The organism is Polaromonas sp. (assembly GCF_029945925.1).
In the GTDB taxonomy this organism is placed as follows: domain Bacteria; phylum Pseudomonadota; class Gammaproteobacteria; order Burkholderiales; family Burkholderiaceae_C; genus Polaromonas.
Map to the genome: position 1 here is coordinate 1 of NZ_JAQSDN010000019.1, position 22170 is coordinate 22170.

The following is a 22170-nucleotide window of genomic DNA, read 5'->3' on the forward strand; positions in this document are numbered from 1 at the left end:
TGCCGCTGCTGGCCGCGCTCAGGGCGCGCGGCCACCTCTTGAGCGTGGCCACCGGCAAGAGCCGACACGGCCTCGATGAAGCGCTGCAGGCCGTCGAGCTCAAGGGCCGGTTCGACGGCTCGCGCACCGCCGATGAAACCGCCGGCAAACCGCACCCGCGCATGCTGCATGAACTGATGGACGAGTTTGGCGTGCGCCCGGAGCGCACGCTGATGATTGGCGACACCACACACGACCTGCAGATGGCGCTCAACGCCGGCTGCGCCAGCGTCGGGGTCAGTTACGGCGCGCACGAAAGTGCGGCCTTTCACGCCCTCCAGCCACGTTTTGTGGCCCATTCCGTGCAAGACCTGCAGGACTGGCTGGCCCGCAACGCATGATCCGCCCGCCATGCCTGACCCGGATCTGACCCTGATCCCGCTGTGCCGCACCGGTGAACTGCTGGAGGGTGGCGAGGCGGTTCCCTTCGACGTGAACTACGCGGGCCAGACCTGCCGTGCCTTTGCCGTCCGCTTTGAGGGGCGGCCCCACGCCTACCTGAACCGCTGCAGCCATGTGGCAATGGAACTGGACTGGCAGCCCAACCGGGTGTTCGACGACAGCGGCCAGTGGCTGCTGTGCGCCAGCCACGGCGCAGCCTACCGGCCCGACACCGGCGAATGCAGCGGCGGCCCCTGCCAGGGCGGGCTGGTCAAAATTGACATTTCAGAAGGCGAAGGCCTTGTTTTCTGGCACACGTCCTACAAACTTAAAACATTGGAGTTCTAAACTACCCGTATGAATGATTCAAACCGCACCGATCCGTCCGAGAACCCGGATTTCGATCCAAACAGGCCTTCAGCCCAGCAAACACGAGCGCAGACAGCTCCTGAAAACGTAGCAACCAGCAAGTCCCTGAGCGCCGAGCCGGGCTGGGAGCGTGCGACGCTCGAGAAGCTGGCGTTTGCTTCCCTCAACGAGCAGAAGGCCACGCGCCGCTGGAAGACCTTTGTGCGCCTGTCCTGGCTGGCCTTTTTTGTGTTCCTGGTGTGGTTTGTCATGCACCGCAGCACCGCCACCAGCGTCAGCGCGCCGCACACCGCGGTGGTGGAAATCAAGGGTGAGATCGCCGACGGGGCCGACGCGAGCGCCGAGTTCGTCAATGCCGCGCTGCGCGCGGCGTTTGAAGACGAGGGCGCCCAGGCGGTGGTGCTGCTGATCAATTCACCCGGCGGCAGCCCGGTGCAGGCCGGCATGATGAACGACGAGATCGTGCGCCTCAAGGCAAAACACAAGAAGCCCGTCTATGCCGTGGTCGGCGAAACCTGCGCCTCGGCGGCGTATTACGTCGCTGCCTCGGCCGACAGGATTTTTGTCGACAAGGCCAGCATCGTCGGCAGCATCGGCGTGCTGATGGACGGCTTTGGTTTCACCGGCCTGATGGACAAACTCGGCGTGGAGCGCCGCCTCATGACGGCCGGCGAAAACAAGGGTTTCCTGGACCCGTTCAGCCCGCAGACCGACAAGCAGCGCGTGTATGCCCAGGCCATGCTGGACCAGATTCACCAGCAGTTCATCACGGTCGTCAAAAACGGCCGTGGCCAACGCCTGAAGGAAACACCGGAGATGTTCAGCGGCCTGTTCTGGACCGGCCAGCAGGCCATAGAACTGGGCCTGGCGGACCAGCTGGGCTCGCTCGACTATGTAGCCCGCGAAATCGTCAAGACCGAAGAAATCATCGACTACACGCGCCGCGAAAATGTCGCCGAACGCCTGGCCAAGAAATTCGGCGCCGCCATCGGGGACGGCGCGATCCGCACGCTGAAGACGGTTCCTGCGATTCGCTAAAACGGTGCATCCGTTTAAAAAGTAAAAAAAGCCCGCTCGCTGCGGGCTTTTTTGTTGAGACGCGGGTTTAACGGCCTATGCAGAACACCGTGGGCAGGGCCAGCGGTGCAGCGGGCTTGTCGCGTTTCCACGTGCTGACCGACGCGCTGCGCGACCAGCCGCCCGGCAGGCTCAGACCGCAGCTCAGGGCCAGCCGCGTGTTGTGTTGCAGCGTCTGCAGCAGCGCCTGCAGCAGCGCGGTGTTGCGGTAGGGTGTTTCAATGAAGATCTGCGTCTGGCCGGTTTTCAGCGCCAGCGATTCGAGTTCCCGGATGCGCTGGCTGCGTTCGCCGCCGTCCTGCGGCAGGTAGCCGACAAACGCAAAATTCTGGCCGTTCAACCCGCTGGCAGCGAGCGCCAGCATCAGCGACATCGGTCCCACCAGCGGCAGCACCTGCAGGCCCAGGTCGTGCGCGGCGCGCACAACAGACGAGCCCGGGTCGGCAATCGCCGGCATGCCGGCTTCGCTGACCAGGCCGATGTCCCGGCCGGCCAGCGCAGCCGCCAGCAGCGGCCGGGCGTCGAAGTTGCCGCCGTGGTCGCCTTTTTTATGCACCTCGCGCGGCAGTTCCTGGATCTGCTGCGCCTGCACCGGCTGCTGCAGCGGCACCACCTCGCCCACCCGCTTGAGGTAGGCGCGGGTGCTTTTGGCGTTTTCGCAGATCCAGCTGGACAGGGTCGCGGCCACCTGCAGCGTGCCCAGGGGCATCACGTCCTGGAGCGGGGCCTGCACGTCACAGCCGAAATCCAGCGGCGCGGGCACCAGGTAAAGCCGGCCTTTGGGGGGGGCGGTCATGGTTTTTCCCTGCGCGCCGGCAGCAGCGGGATGCCGGCGGCCTGGATCATCCGGCAGGTGCGTATCAGGGGCAGGCCGACCAGTGCGGTCGGGTCGTCGTTCTCGATGGCGTCCAGCAGGGTGATGCCCAGACCTTCGCTTTTGGCGCTGCCGGCGCAGTCGTAAGGCTGCTCGGCCTGCAGGTAGTTCTCGATGTCCTCATCGCCAAGCGCGCGAAACTGCACCTTCACCGCTGCCAGGTCGGTCTGCTCAAACCCGCTTTGCAGGCAGACCACAGCCACGGCGGTCTGGAACACCACGCTCCGGCCGCGCATCAGGCGAAGCTGGGCGACCGCATTGGCATGGTTGCCGGGCTTGCCGAGGGCCTGGCCGTTGAGGTCGGCGACCTGGTCGGAGCCGATCACCACCGCATCGGGAAAAGCCGCGGCCACGGCACGCGCCTTGGCCAGGGCCAGCCGCCGGGCCAGGGCCGCCGGGGCTTCGCCGGGCAGCGGGGTTTCGTCGACCGCGGGGGAGGCCACTTCAAAGGGTATTTGCAGGCGTTGCAGCAGTTCACGGCGGTAGGGCGAGGTCGAGCCCAGGATCAGGCGGCGCGCTGTTGGGGGGTGGGCGCCGTTGCGGGTATCGGGAGAAGGTGCAGGGTTCATGCGTCGATTCTCTTACACTGCTGCCATGTCCAGACATCTTCACGCCCGCCGGCTCAACATGCAGGCTTTTGCCCAAGAGGGCAAACCGCTCGTCGAGAGCACGCCACTATCAAATATGGAGCGCCTGGCGCAGGAGATACATGGGCTGGCGCCCGATTTGGCTGTTAACTGGGAGGCGCGGGCCGAGCTGCGGCCGCACGCCGGTGCCGAGGGCGACGTCTGGCTGCACCTGCAGGCCAGTGCGACGCTGCCGCTTACCTGCCAGCGTTGCATGGGTGCGGTGCCCACCGCGCTGGACGTGGACCAGTGGTACCGCTTTGTGGCCGATGAAGACATTGCCATGGCCGAGGACGACCAGTCGGAAGAAGACTTGCTGGTGATGGCGCCGCAATTCGACCTGCTGGCCGTGGTCGAAGACGAGCTGCTGATGGCCTTGCCGCTGGTGCCCATGCACGAGACCTGTCCGGTGGCGCCGGTGTTCAGTGCAGGCGAGGGCGAGCTGGCACAGCAGGAAGAGGCCAAACCCCACCCCTTTGCCGCGCTGGCGCAGCTGAAAAAGAAAAAATAGCCCGGAAATCGCCAGAAATTGCGCTGTGGGGCAGAGCCCGCCGGCACTGTGCAGGGGGCTGTTCAAGGCGGTTGCTGAACAGGGTTTTCGAGGGGATGGCACCTGCCTTGTGGTGCCAACTGGAAAAACCCGGCCGTATCGCGCTATAATCAAAGGCTTGGCGCCAAGACCCGCTCACGGGTTTTGTGCGTAATTTACCCACCCTATACCCCCTCAGGAGCGGATCATGGCCGTCCAGCAGAACAAAAAATCACCTTCCAAGCGCGGCATGCACCGCGCGCACAACGCTTTGACCGTTCCGGGCATTGCTGTCGAGTCCACCACCGGTGAGACACACCTGCGTCATCACATCAGCCCCACCGGTTTTTACCGTGGCCGCAAGGTGCTGAAAACAAAATCCGAAGCGTAATTTCGCGCTTTAACGACTGGCCCGCACTCATCCTGCGGGCCTTTGTTTTGTTGAATTCCCATTTTCTGACTGCACCGGTCCTGCCATGATCAGGATAGCTGTCGACGCCATGGGTGGTGATGTCGGCCCGCAGGTCACCGTGCCGGCCAGCCTGTCCTTCCTGGACAGCCACCCCGAAGCGGCCATTTTGCTGGTAGGTCAGCCTGCCGTGCTGGCGGCTCACCCGCTGTTTTCCCGTCTTCAGGCCCATGCGCGCTGCCAGGTGCTTGCTGCCACCGAGGTGGTGACCATGGACGATCCGATCGAAGTCGCTCTGCGGCGCAAGAAAGACTCGTCCATGCGGGTGGCGATTGCGCAGGTCAAGGACGGCGCCGCACAGGCCGCCGTCTCGGCCGGCAACACCGGCGCGCTGATGGCTATTTCGCGCTACATCCTCAAGACGCTGGACGGCATTGACCGCCCCGCGATTGCCGGGCAAATCCCCAACGCCAAAGGCGGCGCCACCACCGTGCTGGACCTCGGGGCCAATGTTGACTGCACGCAAGACCACCTGTTCCAGTTTGCCGTCATGGGTTCTGCCCTGGTCGCGGCCATCACCGACAAATCCAACCCCAGCGTGGGCCTGCTCAATATCGGCGAAGAGGCGATAAAAGGCAGCGAAACCATTAAAAAAGCGGGCGAACTGCTTCGATCTGCCTCCAAAAGTGGCGATCTTAATTTTTACGGCAATGTCGAGGGCAACGACATTTTCAAGGGTGTGGTGGACATCGTGGTCTGCGACGGTTTTGTTGGCAACGTAGCGCTCAAGGCCAGCGAAGGCCTCGCCAGCATGATTGGCGACTTCATCAAGGCTGAATTTTCACGCAATATTTTCACCAAAATTGCAGCTATCGTTGCTTATCCGGTGTTATCTGCATTTAAAAACAGGGTTGACCACAGGCGTTACAACGGCGCAGCGCTGCTGGGGCTGCGTGGGCTGGTGTTCAAGAGCCACGGTTCGGCCGATGCGTTTGCCTTCGAGAGGGCATTGAATCGGGCTTATGATGCAGCTCGCAACAATTTGCTGGACCGGGTGAGGGAACGCATTGCTCACGCGGCGCCGCTGCTGGCCACGGCCGGCGCGCCGCCGGCGGAACCCCCAGTCGTTCCGGCGCAGGCTGAATTGGCCGCCTTCGGCGCCGCACACTAAGTTATTCATGAGCCCTTATTCACGTATCACAGGCACCGGCAGCTACCTGCCGCCGCGCCGTCTGAGCAATGCCGAGCTGGCCACCGAACTGGCGGCGCAGGGGGTTGAAACCTCCGACGACTGGATTGTCGAACGCACCGGCATCCGTGCCCGACACTTTGCCGATCCCGGTGTCTGCAGCAGCGACTTGGGGGTGGAAGCCGCCAAAAACGCCCTGCAGGCCGCCGGTCTTCAGCCCGGCGATATCGACCTGATCATCGTGGCCACGTCGACGCCCGACATGGTGTTTCCTTCGGCAGCCTGCATCCTGCAGAACAAGCTCGGCATCGCCGGCTGCCCGGCGTTTGACGTGCAGGCGGTCTGCAGCGGCTTTGTGTATGCGCTGACCATCGCCGATGCCATGATCAAGACCGGTTCTGCCAGCAAGGCGCTGGTCATTGGCGCCGAGGTGTTTTCGCGCATTCTCGATTTTTCGGACCGCACCACCTGCGTGCTGTTTGGCGACGGCGCCGGCGCCGTGGTGCTCGAGGCGTCCGAGACGCCCGGCATCCTGGCCAGTGACCTGCACGCCGACGGCAAACACGTCGGCATTTTGTGTGTGCCGGGCACCGTGGCCGGCGGCAAGGTGCTGGGTGATCCGCTGCTCAAGATGGACGGGCAGGCCGTTTTCAAACTCGCGGTCGGTGTTCTCGAAGATGCGGCGCGTGCGACCCTGGCCAAGGCCGGCCTGCAGGAGAGCGACATTGACTGGCTGGTTCCTCACCAGGCCAACATCCGCATCATGCAGGGCACCGCGAAGAGGCTCAAGATGTCCATGGACAAGGTGATCGTCACGGTGGACCAGCATGGCAACACCTCCGCCGCCTCCATTCCGCTGGCGCTCGACGTGGCGGTGCGCAGCGGCAAGATCAAAAAAGGGGAGACGCTGCTGCTCGAAGGGGTGGGCGGCGGCTTCACCTGGGGTGCGGTACTCCTGAATCTATAGCAGCTTGCGCCCGCTCCATCGGGGCGGGAAGCTGTTTTCATGATATTTTTATGAAACCTTTTGCTTTTGTTTTTCCCGGACAGGGTTCGCAGGCCGTCGGCATGCTCGACGCCTGGGGCGACCATCCGGCCGTGCGGGAGGCGTTGCGGGAGGCCTCGGATGCGCTGGGCGAGGACCTGGCCCAACTGATCAGCCAGGGCCCCAAAGAGGCGCTGGGCCTGACCACCAACACGCAACCCGTGATGCTGGTGGCTGGTGTGGCGGCATACCGGGCCTGGATGGCCGAGACCGGCGCCGCGCCGGCGGTGGTCGCCGGGCATTCGCTCGGTGAATATTCCGCGCTGGTGGCTTCCGGTGTGCTGAGCCTGGCGCAGGCTGCGCCGCTGGTGCGCTTTCGCGCGCAGGCCATGCAGGAGGCGGTGCCGGTGGGCATCGGTGCGATGGCTGCCATTCTGGGCATGGAAGCGTCCCGTGTGATTGAAGGTTGCGCTGAAGCCGTTCGCAGCTTTGGCCTGAACACCGCGGAAGTGGTGGAGGCCGTCAACTTCAACGACCCGATGCAGACCGTGATCGCCGGGAGCAAGGCGGCCGTGGAAAAAGCCTGCGAGGTCCTCAAGGCCAACGGCGCCAAGCGGGCCCTGCCGTTGCCGGTGTCGGCACCGTTTCACTCCAGCCTGATGAAGCCCGCGGCGGACAGGCTCAGGGAAAAACTGGCGGCCACGGCCTTCGCGGCGCCGCAGATCCCGGTGATCAACAACATTGCGGTCGCAGTCGAGAGCGATCCCGACCGCATTCGCGCGGCCCTCTACGAGCAGGCCTTCGGCCCGGTGCGCTGGGTCGAATGTGTCCGGGCCATCAAGGCGCGCGGCATCACCACCGTGGTCGAATGCGGCCCCGGCAAGGTGCTCGCCGGCATGGTCAAACGTATCGATGCGGACATGACGGGCGTGGCCCTGTTTGATCCGGACAGCCTGGTTCAGGCGAAGGAGGCACTGGTATGAGCGACGTCAAATTTGAAGGTCAGGTAGCCTTGGTCACTGGCGCTTCCCGCGGCATCGGCGCGGCGATTGCGCTGGAACTGGCGCAGCGCGGCCTGAAAGTGATTGGCACGGCCACCACCGACGAGGGCGCCGCCAAAATCAGCCATGCGCTGGCCGCTTTTCCCGGTTGCGCAGGCCGCAACCTCAACGTGAACGACGTGGCGGCCGCCGAGGCGCTGATCGATGCCATCGTCAAGGAGCATGGCGGGCTGCAGGTGCTGGTCAACAATGCCGGCATCACGCGCGACATGCTGGCCATGCGCCTCAAGGATGAAGACTGGGACGCGGTGCTGGACACCAACCTCAAGGCGGTGTTTCGCATGAGCCGCGCCGTGATGCGCACCATGATGAAGCAGCGTTATGGCCGCATCATCAGCATCACCTCGGTGGTGGGCGCTTCCGGCAACGCCGGCCAGGCCAACTACGCGGCGGCCAAGGCCGGCGTGGCCGGGATGACCCGTGCGCTTGCGCGGGAACTCGGCAGCCGCAACATCACTGTCAACTGCGTCGCGCCAGGCTTTATCGAAACCGACATGACCGCAGGTTTGCCCGAGGAACAACAGAAGGCGCTGCTGGGCCAGATCCCGCTGGGGCACCTGGGCAAGCCGCAGGACATTGCGCACGCCGTGGCCTTTGTGGCGAGCCCGCAGGCGGGTTACATCACCGGGCAGGAGCTTCACGTCAACGGCGGGATGTACATGTAAATCATCCGGCGGCTGCCGATCTGCCCTGCGTCACCAGGATCATGAATAATGGGGACGCATGCAGCCTGCAGGCACCGGACCACAAGCCGGGTTTTATCCGTCCGGCTGGCGGGTTGGGGAATCAACCCCAACAACGCTAAAATCACGGATTAATTCACAACCCTCAGAGGGAACTATGAGCGATATCGAAGCACGTGTTAAGAAAATCATTGCCGAACAACTTGGCGTGGAAGAAGGCCAGGTCACCAGCGAAAAAGCCTTTGTGGCCGATCTGGGCGCTGACTCGCTTGACACCGTAGAACTGGTCATGGCTCTGGAAGACGAGTTTGGCATCGAGATCCCCGACGAAGATGCCGAGAAGATCACCACCGTTCAGAACGCGATTGACTACGCGAACACCCATCAAAAAGCCTAAAGACTCCGGTCTTTTTTCAGCTCGCTCGAAAGGCCTCCGGTCTTTCGGGACTTTCTTCAGGATTTGCGCATGAGCCGTCGTCGCGTCGTTGTGACAGGTCTGGGTTGTGTCAGCCCGGTGGGTAACACCGTGGCCGACTCCTGGGCCAACGTACTTGCCGGGACGCCCGGCATTGACCTGATCACGCAGTTTGATGCAAGCGGCTTCGCCTGCAAATTTGCAGGTGAGGTCAAGGGCTTCGACATCACGGATTACATCCCTGAAAAAGAAGCCCGGCACATGGACCGGTTCATTCACCTGGGTCTGGCCGCGGCCTGCCAGGCGGTGGCCGACAGCGGCTTGCCCACGGGCGATGCGCTCGGCGAGGAGCTGGCGACACGCATCGGCTGCAACATCGGCTCGGGCATTGGCGGCTTGCCGATGATCGAGCAGACGCACACCGAGCTGACAAACCGTGGCCCGCGCCGGATTTCCCCGTTTTTTGTGCCGGCCTCGATCATCAACATGATCTCCGGGCATGTGTCGATCAAGTTTGGCTTCAAGGGCCCCAACATTGCCGTCGTGACGGCCTGTACCACCGGCCTGCATGCGATCGGCCTGTCGGCACGCATGATCGAGCATGGTGATTGCGACGTCATGGTGGCCGGCGGTGCTGAAGCGACGGTGTCGCCTCTGGGCGTGGGCGGTTTTGCCGCAGCCCGTGCCCTGTCGACCCGCAACGAAGACCCGAAGACGGCGTCGCGCCCCTGGGACAAGGACCGGGACGGCTTTGTGCTCGGCGAGGGCAGTGGTGTGGTGGTGCTCGAAGAGTACGAACACGCCAAGGCGCGTGGCGCGAAGATTTACGCCGAGGTGATCGGTTTCGGCATGAGCGGTGACGCTTATCACATGACCACGCCCGACGTGAATGGCCCGCGCCGTTCCATGGACATGGCGCTCAAGGACGCTGGCGTCAATGCCGGCGACGTGCAGTACCTCAATGCGCACGGCACCTCGACACCGCTGGGGGACCTGAACGAGACGAATGCCATCAAGGCCGCGTTTGGCGACCATGCCAGAAACCTGGTGGTCAGTTCGACCAAGTCCATGACCGGGCACCTGCTCGGTGGCGCCGGTGGCATCGAGTCGGTGTTTACCGTGCTGGCGCTGCACCACCAGAAGATTCCGCCGACCATCAATATCTTCAACCAGGATCCTGAGTGCGATCTGGACTACTGCGCGAACACGGCCCGTGACGCCAACATCGAGGTCGCCGTCAAAAACAACTTCGGTTTTGGCGGTACCAACGGGACCCTGGTGTTCAAGCGGGCCTGAGGCCTTTCCCCATCCCACACGCCCAGCCGCACCTGATTCCCATCACTTCGCACCCTGACCATGCATAACGCCCCGCCGGTTACTTACCCGCTGGGGCGTTCGCATTTCCAGGGCGTTGCCGTGCTGGGCCTCTGGCTCGCCGGGGCCGGCGTGCTGGCCCTGTGGTGGCGCGCTGCGCCCGCTGCGGACTGGCGCTTGTGGACGGCTCTGGCCGCGGTGCTGGCTGCCGGGGTTGCAGCCGGATGGGCATGGCTTCATTCACCGGTCGGCCAGCTGCGCTGGGACGGGAAGGACTGGCGCTGGGAAAGCCAGGGTTACCAGTCGGGCACACCCGTGCGTGATCTGACGGTCGCACTCGATCTTCAGCGCACCATGCTGCTGCGACTGGAGAACCAGGACCACGCGACCCTGTGGCTCTGGGCTGGCCATTCGACCCAGCCCGAGCGCTGGCTGGATTTGCGCCGTGCCGTTTACTCTCAGCACAGGCCGTCTCCGGACCTGGTGCCATGGGACGCCAGCCCTCCTGTGGCCATGTCAGATTTTCCGGCGCAGCTTCCTTTGCCGCGCTCCGGTTCATGAGCACCGACGAGTCCCCGCAGGAGCCGGCCGCGCCAAGCGACAGCGATGCCATGCTGGTCGAGCGCACGGTGGCGGGGGACCAGAAGGCCTTTGAATTGCTGGTCATCAAGTACCAGCGCCGCATCCAGCGCCTGATCGGGCGCATGGTGCGTGATGTGGACCTGGTCGAGGACATTGCCCAGGAAACCTTCATTCGTGCCTACCGTGCGCTGGCCCAGTTCAGGGGCGAGGCCCAGTTCTACACCTGGCTTTACCGCATCGCCGTCAATACCGCCAAAAAGGCCTTGATGGAACTCAAGCGCGACCCCACGGTGTCGGAGAATTCCTTCAAATCCGGCCAAAGCGATGAAAGCGATGAAACTTCCCCGCTGGAAAACGAACTAATCAGTTCGGAAACGCCCGAGGCCGTGCTTGCCGGCAAGGAAATCGCGCAAATGGTCAACGCCGCCATGGAGGCTTTGCCCGAGGAGTTGCGCCAGGCCATCACGCTGCGGGAAATTGAAGGGCTCAGTTATGAAGAAATTTCGGAAGTCATGAACTGCCCGATCGGCACCGTGCGTTCGCGGATCTTCAGGGCCCGGGAAGCGATTTCCGCAAGGATCAAGCCCTTGCTGGAAAACCAGTCCGGCAAGCGCTGGTAGTTTGTTTTGTTAAGAAGTACCGACGAGTCGATGCAAGCCAGAGTAAACGATTGAAACCGGCAGACCCAAGCTGCCCATGGACACCATGAAACCGATGACGCAACACAGTGAGTTGATCTCCGCCCTGGCTGACGGCCAGCTGGCGAGCGGGGACTTTGCCCGTGCGCTGGCGGCCTGCGAGGCCGATGCCCAGGCGCTCGACAGCTGGAACACCTACCACCTGATTGGCGATGTGTTGCGCTCGCCGGAACTGATCCCGCACGCCGCGGATACGGCCTTTGTTGCGCGCCTGCGGGTGCGCCTGAGCCAGGAGCCGGTCCTCGTTGCTGCGCCGGCCCTGCCGGAAGTACGCCACGCGCCGGCCGCGTGGACCGGAGGCGAAGCCGCGAACGACGCCAGCTTTCCCTGGAAGCTGGTGGCGGGTTTTGCGTCTGTCGCTGCCGTGGCGGCGATTGCCTGGAATGCCGGCGCCGGCCTGCTGTCGCCATCGGCGGTGCCGCAACTGGCCCGCTCGGAGCCTGCCGCGCAGCAGGTGCTGGTGGTGTCCGAGCAGGGCACCCTGGTGCGCGATGCGAGGACGCAGGAGCTGCTGGCTGCGCACAGGCAACTCGGCGGCGCCTCGGCCCTGCAGATGCCCTCGGGTTTCCTGCGAAACGCCACCTTCGAGTCGCCCTTGGGCGAGCGTCGCTGACGTGGCCGCTGCAGGCAAGGTCCGACCGGTTCACCTCATGAGCTTCAGCTATTTTCGCCCGCTGGCCCTTGCTGTGTGTGCGCTGACCGCTGCAAATTACGTAGCAGCCCAGGCCCCGGTACCGGCAGCAACAACCGCACCGGGCCAGGCTGCGGAGCCCAGGAGCATCAACGAGTGGTTGATGCGCATGCACGAAGCCTCCAGAAACCGGTCTTACGTGGGTACCTTTGTGGTGTCCTCCGGCGGCGTCATGTCCAGCGCGAAGATCTGGCATGTCTGCGACGGAACCCAGCAGATGGAAAAGGTCGAGACCCTGACCGGGGCCCCGCGCACTGTTTTTCGCCACAACGACCAGGTCGTGACCTTCATGCCCGACCAGAAGGTGGTGCGTTCTGAAAGGCAGGAGTCACTGGGTCTTTTCCCCCAGCTGCTCAAGTCCACCGACAGCCATATCGCCGATTTCTACAAGGCCCGGCAGGAGGGCAGCGAACGGGTGGCAGGGGTGGAGGCCGACATCGTCGCCCTGATTCCCCGCGACACGATGCGCTTCGGCTATCGCGTCTGGGCCGAACAGAAGAAGGGCATGGTCGTCAAGCTGCAGACGCTCGATGCCGATGGCAAGGTGCTGGAGCAGGCGGCTTTTTCGGAGTTGCAGCTCGATGCGCCGGTCAGGATTGACAAGCTGGCGCAGATGATGGCCAAGGTCGACGGCTACCGGGTCGAGAAGCCGGGACTGGTCAAGACCACGGCCAGCGCCGAAGGCTGGGTGATGAAAACGCCGGTGCCGGGCTTTCAGTCCATGAGTTGCTACAAGCGCCCGCTCGCGGGGCAGTCGGGCAGCGATCCCATGCAATGGGTTTTTTCGGACGGCCTGGCGTCGGTATCGCTTTTTGTCGAGTCGTTTGATGCCCAACGGCACACCCGGGAAGCCAAGGTGTCCCTGGGTGCCACGCAGTCGCTGACCCGGCGTGTCGACGCCTACTGGCTGACGGTGATGGGCGAGGTGCCCATGGCCACCCTGAGCCTGTTTGCCAATGGTCTTGAACGCAGGAAATAGCGCCCCCATGTCGTCCGTGCCCCTGCCTGTTGTCGCGGGCCGGCCGGCACCTGATTCAACACGCGGTGGTCTCTTTTTTTCCGACAATTTTTTCAAAGGCTGATGATGCATATATTGAACTGGAAACAAGGTCGCTCCTGCCTCGTCGCCGGTACGCTGGCGTTGGGCACCGTCCTGGCCGTGATGCCTGTGCAGCCGGTGATGGCGCAAGTCAGGACCCTGCCGGACTTCACGGATCTGGTGGAAGCGGTCGGTCCTTCGGTCGTCAACATCCGGACCGTTGAAAAAGTCAAGGCCGGCGCAGCCGGCAGCGCCGACGAGCAGATGCTGGAGTTTTTCCGGCGCTTCGGCATTCCGGTCCCGCCCAACATGCCGCGCACGCCCAGGCCGGACCGTGGCCAGCCCGACGAAGAGCAGCCGCGCGGGGTGGGTTCGGGATTCATCCTCAGCACGGACGGGCTGGTCATGACCAATGCCCATGTCGTCGAAGGCGCCGACGAGGTGCTGGTGACGCTGACGGACAAGCGCGAGTTCAAGGCGAAGATCATCGGTACCGACAAACGCACCGATGTGGCCCTGGTCAAAATCGAGGCCGCGGGCTTGCCGGCCGTGAAAATCGGCGACATCAGCCGCCTGAAAGTCGGCGAGTGGGTCATGGCGATCGGTTCGCCTTTTGGCCTTGAGAACACGGTGACCGCCGGCATTGTCAGCGCCAAGCAGCGTGACACAGGCGACTACCTGCCTTTCATCCAGACCGATGTGGCGATTAATCCGGGCAACTCGGGCGGACCACTGATCAACATGCGCGGCGAGGTGGTGGGGATCAACAGCCAGATCTACTCGCGCTCGGGCGGTTTCCAGGGCATCTCCTTTGCCATTCCGATTGACGAGGCCACCCGCGTGGCCGACCAGTTGCGCACCAACGGACGGGTGACGCGCGGTCGCATCGGCGTGCAGATCGACCAGGTCAGCAAGGATGTCGCAGAGTCGATCGGACTGGGCAAGCCGCAAGGTGCACTGGTGCGCGGCGTCGAAGCCGGATCGCCTGCGGAAAAAGCCGGGATCGAAGCGGGCGACATCATCACCCGATTCGAGGGCAAGGTGATTGACCGGGCAACGGACCTGCCGCGCCTGGTGGGCAACGTGAAGCCCGGGACCAAAACGACGATCACCGTCTTCAGGCGCGGCAGCACCCGGGACCTCAACGTGACGATTGCCGAGGTCGAGGCAGAAAAGCCGGTGCGCAAGGCCCAGGCGCCCGAGAGCAAGCCGCCGGTGGCCGGACCGGCGCAGGTGATCGGGCTGGTGGTCAGCGAGTTGCCCGAGGCCCTGAAGAAGGAACTCAAGCTCAAGGGCGGCGTCAAGGTGGATGCAAGTGAGGGCGCCGCCGCGCGTGCCGGCTTGCGTGAGGGCGATGTGATTCTGGCGATTGCCAACACGGAGGTCACCAGCGTCAAGGACTTTGAAGCAGTGCTGGCCAAGACCGACAAGAGCAAGGTGATCAACGTGCTGTTCCGGCGCGGCGACGTGGCGCAGTTTGCGCTGATCCGTCCCTTGCGTTAAGGGCTGCGAGGGTGGGCAACGATGCCCGGCGGCCGCGCAGAAGCCTGTCCTGGCAGCCCCCATACCCTGACCGGGGTGGGGGTTTTGCCTGAAATGACACTTCGCGGGCAAGCCCAAAAAATATTTTTTCCCTGTCCAGGGATTCGAAGAATGTTTGTGTCTGCTAACTTCAAGTTTGGCTATTAATCGATTTTGATAGAATGGACGCGCTATTCCGGAACATTCCGATATATCAAGCGTTCAAAATTCCGCTCCGTGGCATGAACTGGCACGATTCACTGTTGATCCACAGATCACCCACATGTTGTCCATAGGTTCCCGGTTAAAATTGTGAATAACTTGTGTATAAGATTCATGTTGCTGCTCTGCAACGAGAAAAATTTGGCAATTTCGAGGCTATGCGTGGTCGGCTTTTTGCCTACAATGAAGCTTCCAACTATCGCAGTTGCCATAGATTGTTGGTTCAGGGCGCGTCACAAGTGACGCGCCCTTTTTTATGGCTTTCGCGAATTGACCGCGGGCTCTTCGCAATACTTTCAAGCACTTAGGCGTTCCCTTTGATGAATCACATCAGAAACTTTTCGATCATTGCGCACATTGATCACGGCAAATCCACGCTGGCCGATCGCATCATCCAGCGTTGCGGCGGATTGCAGGATCGCGAGATGAGCGCGCAGGTGCTCGACTCCATGGATCTGGAAAAGGAGCGTGGGATAACCATCAAGGCGCAGACCGCCGCGCTCAAATACAAGGCCCTCGACGGCCAGGTTTACAACCTCAATCTGATCGACACGCCCGGCCACGTCGACTTCTCGTATGAAGTGAGTCGTTCGCTGTCGGCGTGCGAAGGTGCGTTGCTGGTGGTCGATGCGAGCCAGGGTGTGGAAGCGCAAACCGTGGCCAACTGCTACACCGCACTCGAGCTTGGCGTGACGGTGGTGCCGGTGCTCAACAAAATGGATTTGCCGAATGCAGATCCGGAAAACGCCAAGCAGGAAATCGAGGACGTGATCGGCATCGATGCCACGGACGCGATTCCCTGCAGCGCCAAGACCGGCATGGGCATCGACGAAATTCTGGAGGCGGTGATTGCCCGCATCCCGCCGCCGCAGGGCAATCCCGACGGGCCGCTGCGCGCGATGATTGTCGACAGCTGGTACGACGCCTATGTGGGTGTCGTGATGCTGGTGCGTGTGGTGGACGGCCGGCTGGTCAAGGGCGAGCGCATCAAGCTGATGGCCAGCGAGGCCACTTACAACGCCGACCAGCTGGGGGTCTTCACGCCGCATACCGAGCCGCGTCCCGCGCTGGAAGCCGGCGAGGTCGGCTTCATCATCGCCGGCATCAAGGAACTGCAGGCGGCACGGGTCGGCGACACGGTGACGCTGATCAGGCCGGGCACCGGCGGGGCGGCCGCGACCGCCACCGAGGCCTTGCCCGGTTTCAAGGAGATCCAGCCGCAGGTGTTTGCCGGCCTGTACCCGACCGAAGCCAGCGAGTACGACTCGTTGCGCGACGCGCTGGAAAAGCTCAAGCTCAATGATGCGTCCCTGCACTACGAGCCCGAAGTCAGCCAGGCGCTGGGTTTTGGTTTTCGTTGCGGCTTTCTGGGCCTGCTGCACATGGAGATCGTGCAGGAGCGGCTCGAACGGGAGTTCGACCAGGACCTGATCACGACCGCGCCCAGCGTGGTCTACCAGGTGCTCAAGGCCGACGGCGAGATCATCATGGTCGAGAATCCGTCGAAAATTCCCGATGCCGGCAGGGTCAACGAGATCCGCGAGCCCATCGTCACCGTGCACCTGTACATGCCGCAGGAGTACGTGGGCGCCGTCATGACGCTGGCCAACCTCAAGCGCGGCGTGCAGCTCAATATGGCCTACCACGGCAAGCAGGTCATGCTGACCTACGAAATGCCGCTGGGCGAGATCGTGCTGGACTTCTTCGACAAGCTCAAGTCCGTCTCGCGCGGCTACGCGTCCATGGATTACGAGTTCAAGGAGTTCCGGGCGTCGGACGTGGTCAAGGTCGACATCCTGCTCAACGGCGAGAAGGTTGATGCGCTGTCCATCATCGTTCACCGCAGCCAGTCGGCCTACCGCGGCCGGGCGGTGGTGGCCAAGATGCGCGAGATCATTTCCCGCCAGCAGTTCGACGTCGCGATCCAGGCGGCCATCGGGGCCAACATCATTGCGCGTGAGACAATCAAGGCGCTGCGCAAGAACGTGATTGCCAAGTGTTACGGTGGCGACATTTCACGCAAGAAAAAGCTTCTTGAAAAACAAAAAGCGGGTAAAAAACGCATGAAACAAATCGGTTCGGTGGAAGTCCCCCAGGAGGCCTTCCTGGCCATCCTGCAGGTAGAAGAATAATGCTGGGGTTCATGAGTACGCTCACCGCGCTGGTGCTGATCCTGTTTGCCGGTTACGGCGGCGCCTGGTACATGGGCATGGTGGAAGGCAACTTCTCCCTGCTGCTGTTTCTGGCGACCGTGGTGACGGGCCTTTACTGGCTGGCCGAGAAGTTTTACTTCTGGCCCCAGCGCCGCAAGGCGGCCGAAATCATCGAGCAGGAGGCGGCCCGACGCCGCAGCGAGCTGGCCGCCAGAGGCATCAGCCAGGTGGACGGCAACATCGAGGAAGCCCGGGCCAGGGTCATCATGCAGCCCTGGTGGCTGGACTGGACCGCCGGGCTTTTCCCGGTCATCGTCGTCGTGTTTCTGCTGCGCTCTTTCCTGTTCGAGCCTTTCAAAATTCCGTCGGGCTCCATGATTCCGACCATGCTGGTGGGCGACCTGATCCTCGTCAACAAATTCCATTACGGCGTGCGGCTTCCGGTCATCAACCTCAAAATCGTTGACAACAACAGTCCGCAGCGCGGCGATGTGATGGTGTTCCGTTACCCGCCCCAGCCCAGCCTGGACTACATCAAGCGGGTGGTCGGCGTGCCCGGCGACGAAGTGGCCTACCTGAACAAAAAAATCACCATCAACGGCAAGCCTGTGACCAAGGTGGCGCTGCCCGATTTCTTTGACGAAGACGCCCTGCGTTATGCCAAGCAGTTCCAGGAAACCAGCGGCAACAGGCCCTACCGCGTGCTCAATGACGAGGACCGGCCGGCCTTTATTGCCGGTGCCGCCAACTTTCCCTATCGGCAAAATTGCCGTTACAGTAGCGAGGGCGTGGTTTGCCAGGTGCCGCAGGGGCACTATTTCATGATGGGCGACAACCGCGACAATTCGCTCGATTCGCGTTACTGGGGCTTTGTGCCCGAGGCCAACATCGTCGGCAAGGCCTTTTTTGTCTGGATGAATTTTGGTAACCTCAAACGCATCGGCAAGGTGGACTGAGGCAGGAGCCGGGCTGGCCCTGCCGGCAGGGCAGGGGCAGAACGGGGCAGGGGGCGCAACTAACAAAAGCTGGGGAAACACATGATGAAAAATCGGCAACGTGGCATTTCGTTCATCGGCATCCTGTTCGTGGGTGGCGTACTGGCTTTCGCGGGCGTGATTGCCGCCCAGGTGTTTCCCACGCTGGTCGAGTTCCAGGCCATCACCAAGGCGGCCAGCAAGGCTGCCGAGGGCAGCACGGTGCCCGAAGTGCGGGCGATTTTCGACAAGGCGGCCGCCATTGATGACATCAAGTCGATCGGCGGCAAGGACCTCGAAGTTGGCAAAGAGGGCGACAAGGTGACCGTCAGTTTTGCCTACAACCGGGAAATCCACATTGGCGGGCCGGCTTACCTGCTGCTCAAATACACCGGCCGTTCCAAATAAGTGCGTGCCAGTCCTTCCCTGAGCCCTGACCTGCAGGCGCTGCAAACGCGTCTGGAGCACGAATTTTCCAATCCGCGCCTGCTGCAGCAGGCCCTGACCCATCGCAGTTTTTCGGCCGACCACAACGAGCGCGTCGAGTTTTTGGGCGACTCTGTGCTCAACCTCGCGGTGGCCGGTCTGCTCTACGAGCGGCTGAGCGAGTTGCCCGAGGGCGATTTGTCGCGGGTGCGCGCCAACCTGGTCAAGCAGGACACCCTGCACAAGCTGGCGGTGCAGCTCGGCCTGCCGCTGTTGATACGCCTCGGCGAGGGCGAAGCCAAGTCGGGCGGACAAAAACGGCCGTCGATTCTGGCCGATGCACTGGAGGCGGTGATTGGCGCGGTGTTTCTGGACGCCGGTTTCGACAAGGCCGACCGCCTGGTGCGCCGGCTGTTCCAGGACGTCGAAATCAACCCGACGATGCAGGCCATCGGCAAAGACCCGAAGACGGAGTTGCAGGAATGGCTGCAGGGCCGCAAAATGAACCTGCCGATCTACCGCGTGGTTGGAACGCTGGGCGCAGCCCACAAGCAGACCTTTGACGTGGAATGTGAAATCAGCGAATTTGGCCGTGCCGAACGCGGCATTGGCGGCTCGCGGCGTGCCGGCGAGCAGGCAGCGGCCGCCGCGATGCTGGCTTATGTAAAAACGCTCCATTGATTTGAAACCGGCGCTGCAAGCGCAGCCGCCAACAGGCGACCCCCATGACCCCCGCAAAAAAGACCCCCTCCAAGCCGGCACGCCCGGCAGCACCTGCCGGAAGTACCAAAGCCAAGGCTGCGCCTGCTGTTGAACCCGCAGAGGCCATCGTGCCCGCGCAGGACGCCGCCCTGGAAGCCATGTTGGCCAAAGCCATGACTTCGCAGGCCAACAACGCCCCGCCGGCCGAAGGTCAGCGCTGCGGCCTGATCGCCATCGTGGGCAAGCCCAATGTGGGCAAATCGACCCTGCTCAACGCGCTGGTGGGGCAGAAAATCAGCATCACCTCGCGCAAGGCGCAGACCACGCGGCACCGCATCACCGGCATGCGCACGCTGGGCGCCACCCAGTATGTGTTTGTCGATACCCCCGGTTTCCAGACCCGGCACGGCAATGCCCTGAACCGCTCACTCAATAAAACGGTGGTTGGCGCCGTCAACGACGTGGACCTGATTGTGTTTGTCGTCGAGGCGGGGCAGTTCAACCAGGCCGACGCGAAGGTGCTGTCGCTGTTGCCGGCGAACACGCCGGCGATCCTGCTGGCTAACAAGTTTGACCTGATCCACCGCCGCGCGGACATCGCGCCCTGGCTCAAGGAGATGCAGGAGCGGCACAATTTTGCCGAATTCGTGCCCATGTCGGCCAACAATGCCAAGGATGTCGAGCGCCTGTTCGGCATCTGCGAGAAATACCTGCCCCCGCAGCCCTGGATGTACGGCGCCGAGGAACTGACCGACCGCAGCGAGCGTTTCATGGCGGCGGAGATCATCCGCGAAAAGCTGTTCCGCCTGACCGGCGACGAGCTGCCCTACACCTCGACGGTGATCATCGACAAGTTCGAGCAGGAGGGTGAACTGCGCCGGATCGCCGCCACCATCGTCGTCGAGCGTGACGGCCACAAGGGCATGATCATTGGCGAGAAGGGTGAAAAGCTCAAGCGCATCGGCACCGAAGCCCGCCACGAACTCGAAGCCCTGACCGGCGGCAAGGTGTTCCTGGAGATCTGGGTCAAGGTACGTTCCGGCTGGGCCGACGACGAGGCCCGTGTCAGAACCTTCGGCTATGAGTAGAGCCCCCACGCTTGTCGCTTCGCGTACTGCGCTGCCCCCCGAGGGGGCCGCTGCGCCTGCGGCCCGGCGGAGCCGGTTCCGCGGCCCCTGCTTGATTTTGGGTCCCGTGTGTGGTGTAGGCCTGAGTTGAGCACGTGGCGACCAAGCGTATTTCCGACGAACCGGCTTATGTCCTGCACCGCTACGACTGGAGCGAGTCCAGCCTGATCCTGGAAGTGTTCACCCGCAGCTACGGCCGGATCGCGCTGGTGGCGCGCGGCGCCAAGAAGCCTAGCTCGAACTTCCGGCCCATTTTGCTGCCGCTGCAGCCGCTACACATTGCGTTTGGCGGCGACGCCGAGATCCGCATGCTGCGCAGCGCCGAGTGGCAGGGCGGCCATGTCATGCCGACCGGGGACGCCTTGTTGTCCGGTTATTACCTCAATGAGTTGCTGATGCGCCTGCTGGCGCGCGACGACCCGCACCCGGTGCTGTTCGACGCCTATGCCGCCACCGTGCAACTGCTGGCCAGCCAGAACATCGATACGCTGGAGGTGGCCTTGCGGGCGTTCGAGTTGCGCCTGTTGCAGGGCATCGGCCTGTTGCCGGCGCTGGACGCCCAGACCGCCACCCTGGCGCCGCTGGAGCTGCAGACGCCTTATGTGCTGGTGGCCGAAGCCGGCCTGCGCGAGGCGCATGACGACGACCGCGCCAGCCTGCAGGGCCGGCAGTGGCTGGACCTGCAGGACACGCTGAAGGACGATGCACCGTTTACCGACACGGTGCAGGCCTGTGTGAACCATTTGCCGGCGCTCAAAACACAGCTGCGCGCCCTGCTGCACTACCATTGCGATGTGAAGGTTTTCAAAACCCGGCAGATGATGATCGATCTGCAGGCTTTCTAACGGATCAATGTCCACCATGGCTCCTGTACACGCCCCCGCTCCCCGTCACCGCACCGCCTTGTCGGTCAACCTCAACAAGGTCGCCTTGCTGCGCAACACCCGGCACCTGGGCATCCCCGATGTGCTGCGGGCCGCCGAGTTGTGCCTGGAAGCTGGCGCCCAGGGCATCACCGTGCATCCGCGGCCCGACGAACGGCATATCCGCAGCGATGACGTGTATGAGCTGGCCGCGCTCATGAAGGACTGGCCGGACCGCGAGTTCAATGTCGAGGGCAACCCGCTGCAGAACCTGATGGAGTTTGTGCGCAACCTGTCGGCGCGCGGCTTGCCGCTGCACCAGTGCACCTTTGTGCCCGACAGTGAAAGCCAGTTCACGAGCGACCATGGCTGGAGCTTCCCCCAGGATGCGGCGCGTTTGAAACCGTTGATTGAAGAAGCCCATGACCGGGGCGTGCGGGTCAGCCTCTTCATGGACCCGCTGCCCGAAGCCATGGCGGCCGCCAAGGCCGTCGGCGCCGACCGGGTGGAGCTGTACACCGAGACCTATGCGCGGGCCTGGGGCACGCCTGGAAAAAACAAGGCTTTGGAGCCGTTTGTCCTAGCAGGACGGGCGGCGGCAGCTATCAAATTAGGAGTTAATGCCGGCCACGACCTGAGCCGCGACAACCTCACGGAGTTCCTGCAGGCGGTGCCCGGCGTGCTCGAGGTGTCGATTGGTCACGCGCTGATTGCCGACGCGCTGGAGCTGGGTTACAGCGCCACGGTCGCCGCTTACCTGCGCTGCATTGACAACGCGTTTGCCGGATGATTTACGGCATTGGCACCGACATCTGCGACGTGCGCCGCGTCCGCGCCAGCTTTGAACGGCATGGCGAGCGTTTTGCGCAGAAGATCCTCAGCGATGCCGAATTCGCCACCTGGCAAGCCCGCAGTGCTCGCTGGCCCGAGCGCGGCCTGCGTTACCTGGCTACCCGCTTTTCCGCCAAGGAGGCGTTCAGCAAGGCGGTCGGCATGGGTATGCGTTTGCCCATGACCTGGCGCCACTGCGAAATCGCCAAGGCCGCCAGCGGCAAGCCCGAAATTGTTCTGCACGGCGCGCTCAAGGAATGGTTCGAGGCGCGCGGCCTCACCGCCCATGTCAGCGTGACCGACGAAACCGACTACGCCGCCAGTTTTGTGGTTGTTGAGATAAACCCGTTATAGCCCAAGCTACACGTGCGCGAGCAGCTATTAAATTCA

Annotated in this window: 26 protein-coding genes; 24 read left to right on the forward strand and 2 right to left on the reverse strand. The window is 63.0% G+C overall.

Features of this window, described 5'->3' with window-relative positions; all coding sequences use genetic code 11:
• From PSV40_RS04885 to PSV40_RS04895, 3 genes are all read left to right on the forward strand, one after another.
• On the forward strand, positions 1-380 hold a 380-nt coding region (locus tag PSV40_RS04885), incomplete at its 5' end, for an HAD-IA family hydrolase (protein ID WP_300534929.1).
• A 10-nt stretch (positions 381-390) separates the two neighbouring features.
• On the forward strand, positions 391-768 hold the full coding sequence (locus PSV40_RS04890) for a Rieske 2Fe-2S domain-containing protein (RefSeq protein WP_096699375.1): 378 nt from the start codon (positions 391-393) through the stop codon (positions 766-768).
• 9 nt (positions 769-777) lie between these two features.
• Positions 778-1827: a S49 family peptidase gene (locus tag PSV40_RS04895; RefSeq protein ID WP_300534932.1), complete on the forward strand. Its 1050-nt coding sequence runs from the start codon at positions 778-780 to the stop codon at positions 1825-1827.
• Positions 1828-1894: 67 nt separating this feature from the next.
• On the opposite strand, the gene PSV40_RS04900 is transcribed toward PSV40_RS04895, so the two are convergent.
• Both PSV40_RS04900 and PSV40_RS04905 read right to left on the reverse strand, forming a co-directional pair.
• Positions 1895-2662, reverse strand: a complete 768-nt coding sequence (locus PSV40_RS04900; RefSeq protein ID WP_300534935.1) for an SAM-dependent methyltransferase — start codon at positions 2660-2662, stop codon at positions 1895-1897.
• Entirely contained in the window at positions 2659-3309 is a 651-nt protein-coding gene (locus PSV40_RS04905) for a Maf family nucleotide pyrophosphatase (protein WP_300534937.1), read from the reverse strand. The genes PSV40_RS04900 and PSV40_RS04905 overlap by 4 nt, the downstream gene beginning before the upstream one ends.
• A gap of 25 nt (positions 3310-3334) precedes the next feature.
• Between PSV40_RS04905 and PSV40_RS04910 the strand changes: the two genes are divergently transcribed.
• The 21 genes from PSV40_RS04910 (at position 3335) to acpS (ending at position 22134) form a co-directional block, all read left to right on the forward strand.
• On the forward strand, positions 3335-3877 hold the full coding sequence (locus PSV40_RS04910; protein WP_300534939.1) for a YceD family protein: 543 nt from the start codon (positions 3335-3337) through the stop codon (positions 3875-3877).
• A 226-nt stretch (positions 3878-4103) separates the two neighbouring features.
• A complete protein-coding gene (gene rpmF, locus PSV40_RS04915; RefSeq protein ID WP_096669354.1) occupies positions 4104-4286 on the forward strand; it encodes a 50S ribosomal protein L32 in 183 nt (60 codons plus the stop codon).
• An 85-nt stretch (positions 4287-4371) separates the two neighbouring features.
• Positions 4372-5475, forward strand: coding sequence for a phosphate acyltransferase PlsX (plsX, locus tag PSV40_RS04920; RefSeq protein ID WP_300534942.1), 1104 nt, complete (start codon positions 4372-4374; stop codon positions 5473-5475).
• 7 nt (positions 5476-5482) lie between these two features.
• Positions 5483-6460 carry a beta-ketoacyl-ACP synthase III gene (locus tag PSV40_RS04925; RefSeq protein WP_300534945.1) on the forward strand — a complete coding sequence of 326 codons (978 nt, stop codon included), beginning with the start codon at positions 5483-5485 and terminating at the stop codon, positions 6458-6460.
• Between the two features lie 50 nt (positions 6461-6510).
• Positions 6511-7461, forward strand: a complete 951-nt coding sequence (gene fabD / locus PSV40_RS04930) for an ACP S-malonyltransferase (RefSeq protein WP_300534948.1) — start codon at positions 6511-6513, stop codon at positions 7459-7461.
• Positions 7458-8204 carry a 3-oxoacyl-ACP reductase FabG gene (gene fabG / locus PSV40_RS04935; protein WP_300534951.1) on the forward strand — a complete coding sequence of 249 codons (747 nt, stop codon included), beginning with the start codon at positions 7458-7460 and terminating at the stop codon, positions 8202-8204. The genes fabD and fabG overlap by 4 nt, the downstream gene beginning before the upstream one ends.
• 175 nt (positions 8205-8379) lie before the next feature.
• Complete coding sequence (acpP, locus tag PSV40_RS04940; protein ID WP_011484542.1) at positions 8380-8619, forward strand: acyl carrier protein; 240 nt, start codon at positions 8380-8382, stop codon at positions 8617-8619.
• Between the two features lie 69 nt (positions 8620-8688).
• On the forward strand, positions 8689-9933 hold the full coding sequence (gene fabF / locus PSV40_RS04945) for a beta-ketoacyl-ACP synthase II (protein ID WP_300534953.1): 1245 nt from the start codon (positions 8689-8691) through the stop codon (positions 9931-9933).
• Positions 9934-9993: 60 nt separating this feature from the next.
• Entirely contained in the window at positions 9994-10512 is a 519-nt protein-coding gene (locus PSV40_RS04950; RefSeq protein ID WP_300534956.1) for a hypothetical protein, read from the forward strand.
• On the forward strand, positions 10509-11153 hold the full coding sequence (gene rpoE / locus PSV40_RS04955; protein ID WP_300534958.1) for an RNA polymerase sigma factor RpoE: 645 nt from the start codon (positions 10509-10511) through the stop codon (positions 11151-11153). The genes PSV40_RS04950 and rpoE overlap by 4 nt, the downstream gene beginning before the upstream one ends.
• A 76-nt stretch (positions 11154-11229) precedes the next feature.
• The gene (locus PSV40_RS04960; protein WP_300534961.1) at positions 11230-11844 is read left to right on the forward strand and encodes a sigma-E factor negative regulatory protein; all 615 of its coding nucleotides are present in this window, start codon (positions 11230-11232) and stop codon (positions 11842-11844) included.
• 37 nt (positions 11845-11881) lie between these two features.
• On the forward strand, positions 11882-12901 hold the full coding sequence (locus tag PSV40_RS04965) for a MucB/RseB C-terminal domain-containing protein (RefSeq protein ID WP_300534963.1): 1020 nt from the start codon (positions 11882-11884) through the stop codon (positions 12899-12901).
• Positions 12902-13003: 102 nt separating this feature from the next.
• Positions 13004-14464 carry a DegQ family serine endoprotease gene (locus PSV40_RS04970; protein WP_300534966.1) on the forward strand — a complete coding sequence of 487 codons (1461 nt, stop codon included), beginning with the start codon at positions 13004-13006 and terminating at the stop codon, positions 14462-14464.
• Positions 14465-15024: 560 nt separating this feature from the next.
• Positions 15025-16836, forward strand: coding sequence for a translation elongation factor 4 (gene lepA, locus PSV40_RS04975; RefSeq protein WP_300534968.1), 1812 nt, complete (start codon positions 15025-15027; stop codon positions 16834-16836).
• On the forward strand, positions 16836-17813 hold the full coding sequence (lepB, locus tag PSV40_RS04980) for a signal peptidase I (protein ID WP_300534970.1): 978 nt from the start codon (positions 16836-16838) through the stop codon (positions 17811-17813). The genes lepA and lepB overlap by 1 nt, the downstream gene beginning before the upstream one ends.
• Before the next feature lie 84 nt (positions 17814-17897).
• Positions 17898-18239 carry a DUF4845 domain-containing protein gene (locus PSV40_RS04985; protein WP_300534973.1) on the forward strand — a complete coding sequence of 114 codons (342 nt, stop codon included), beginning with the start codon at positions 17898-17900 and terminating at the stop codon, positions 18237-18239.
• Positions 18240-18938 (forward strand): ribonuclease III, encoded by a 699-nt coding sequence (gene rnc, locus PSV40_RS04990; protein WP_300534976.1) that lies wholly within the window; start codon positions 18240-18242, stop codon positions 18936-18938.
• A gap of 179 nt (positions 18939-19117) precedes the next feature.
• On the forward strand, positions 19118-20047 hold the full coding sequence (gene era, locus PSV40_RS04995; RefSeq protein ID WP_300535065.1) for a GTPase Era: 930 nt from the start codon (positions 19118-19120) through the stop codon (positions 20045-20047).
• A gap of 134 nt (positions 20048-20181) precedes the next feature.
• On the forward strand, positions 20182-20931 hold the full coding sequence (gene recO, locus PSV40_RS05000; protein ID WP_300534979.1) for a DNA repair protein RecO: 750 nt from the start codon (positions 20182-20184) through the stop codon (positions 20929-20931).
• A 16-nt stretch (positions 20932-20947) separates the two neighbouring features.
• On the forward strand, positions 20948-21739 hold the full coding sequence (locus tag PSV40_RS05005; RefSeq protein WP_300534980.1) for a pyridoxine 5'-phosphate synthase: 792 nt from the start codon (positions 20948-20950) through the stop codon (positions 21737-21739).
• A complete protein-coding gene (acpS, locus tag PSV40_RS05010; protein WP_300534983.1) occupies positions 21736-22134 on the forward strand; it encodes a holo-ACP synthase in 399 nt (132 codons plus the stop codon). The genes PSV40_RS05005 and acpS overlap by 4 nt, the downstream gene beginning before the upstream one ends.
• The last annotated feature ends 36 nt before the right edge of the window (positions 22135-22170 follow it).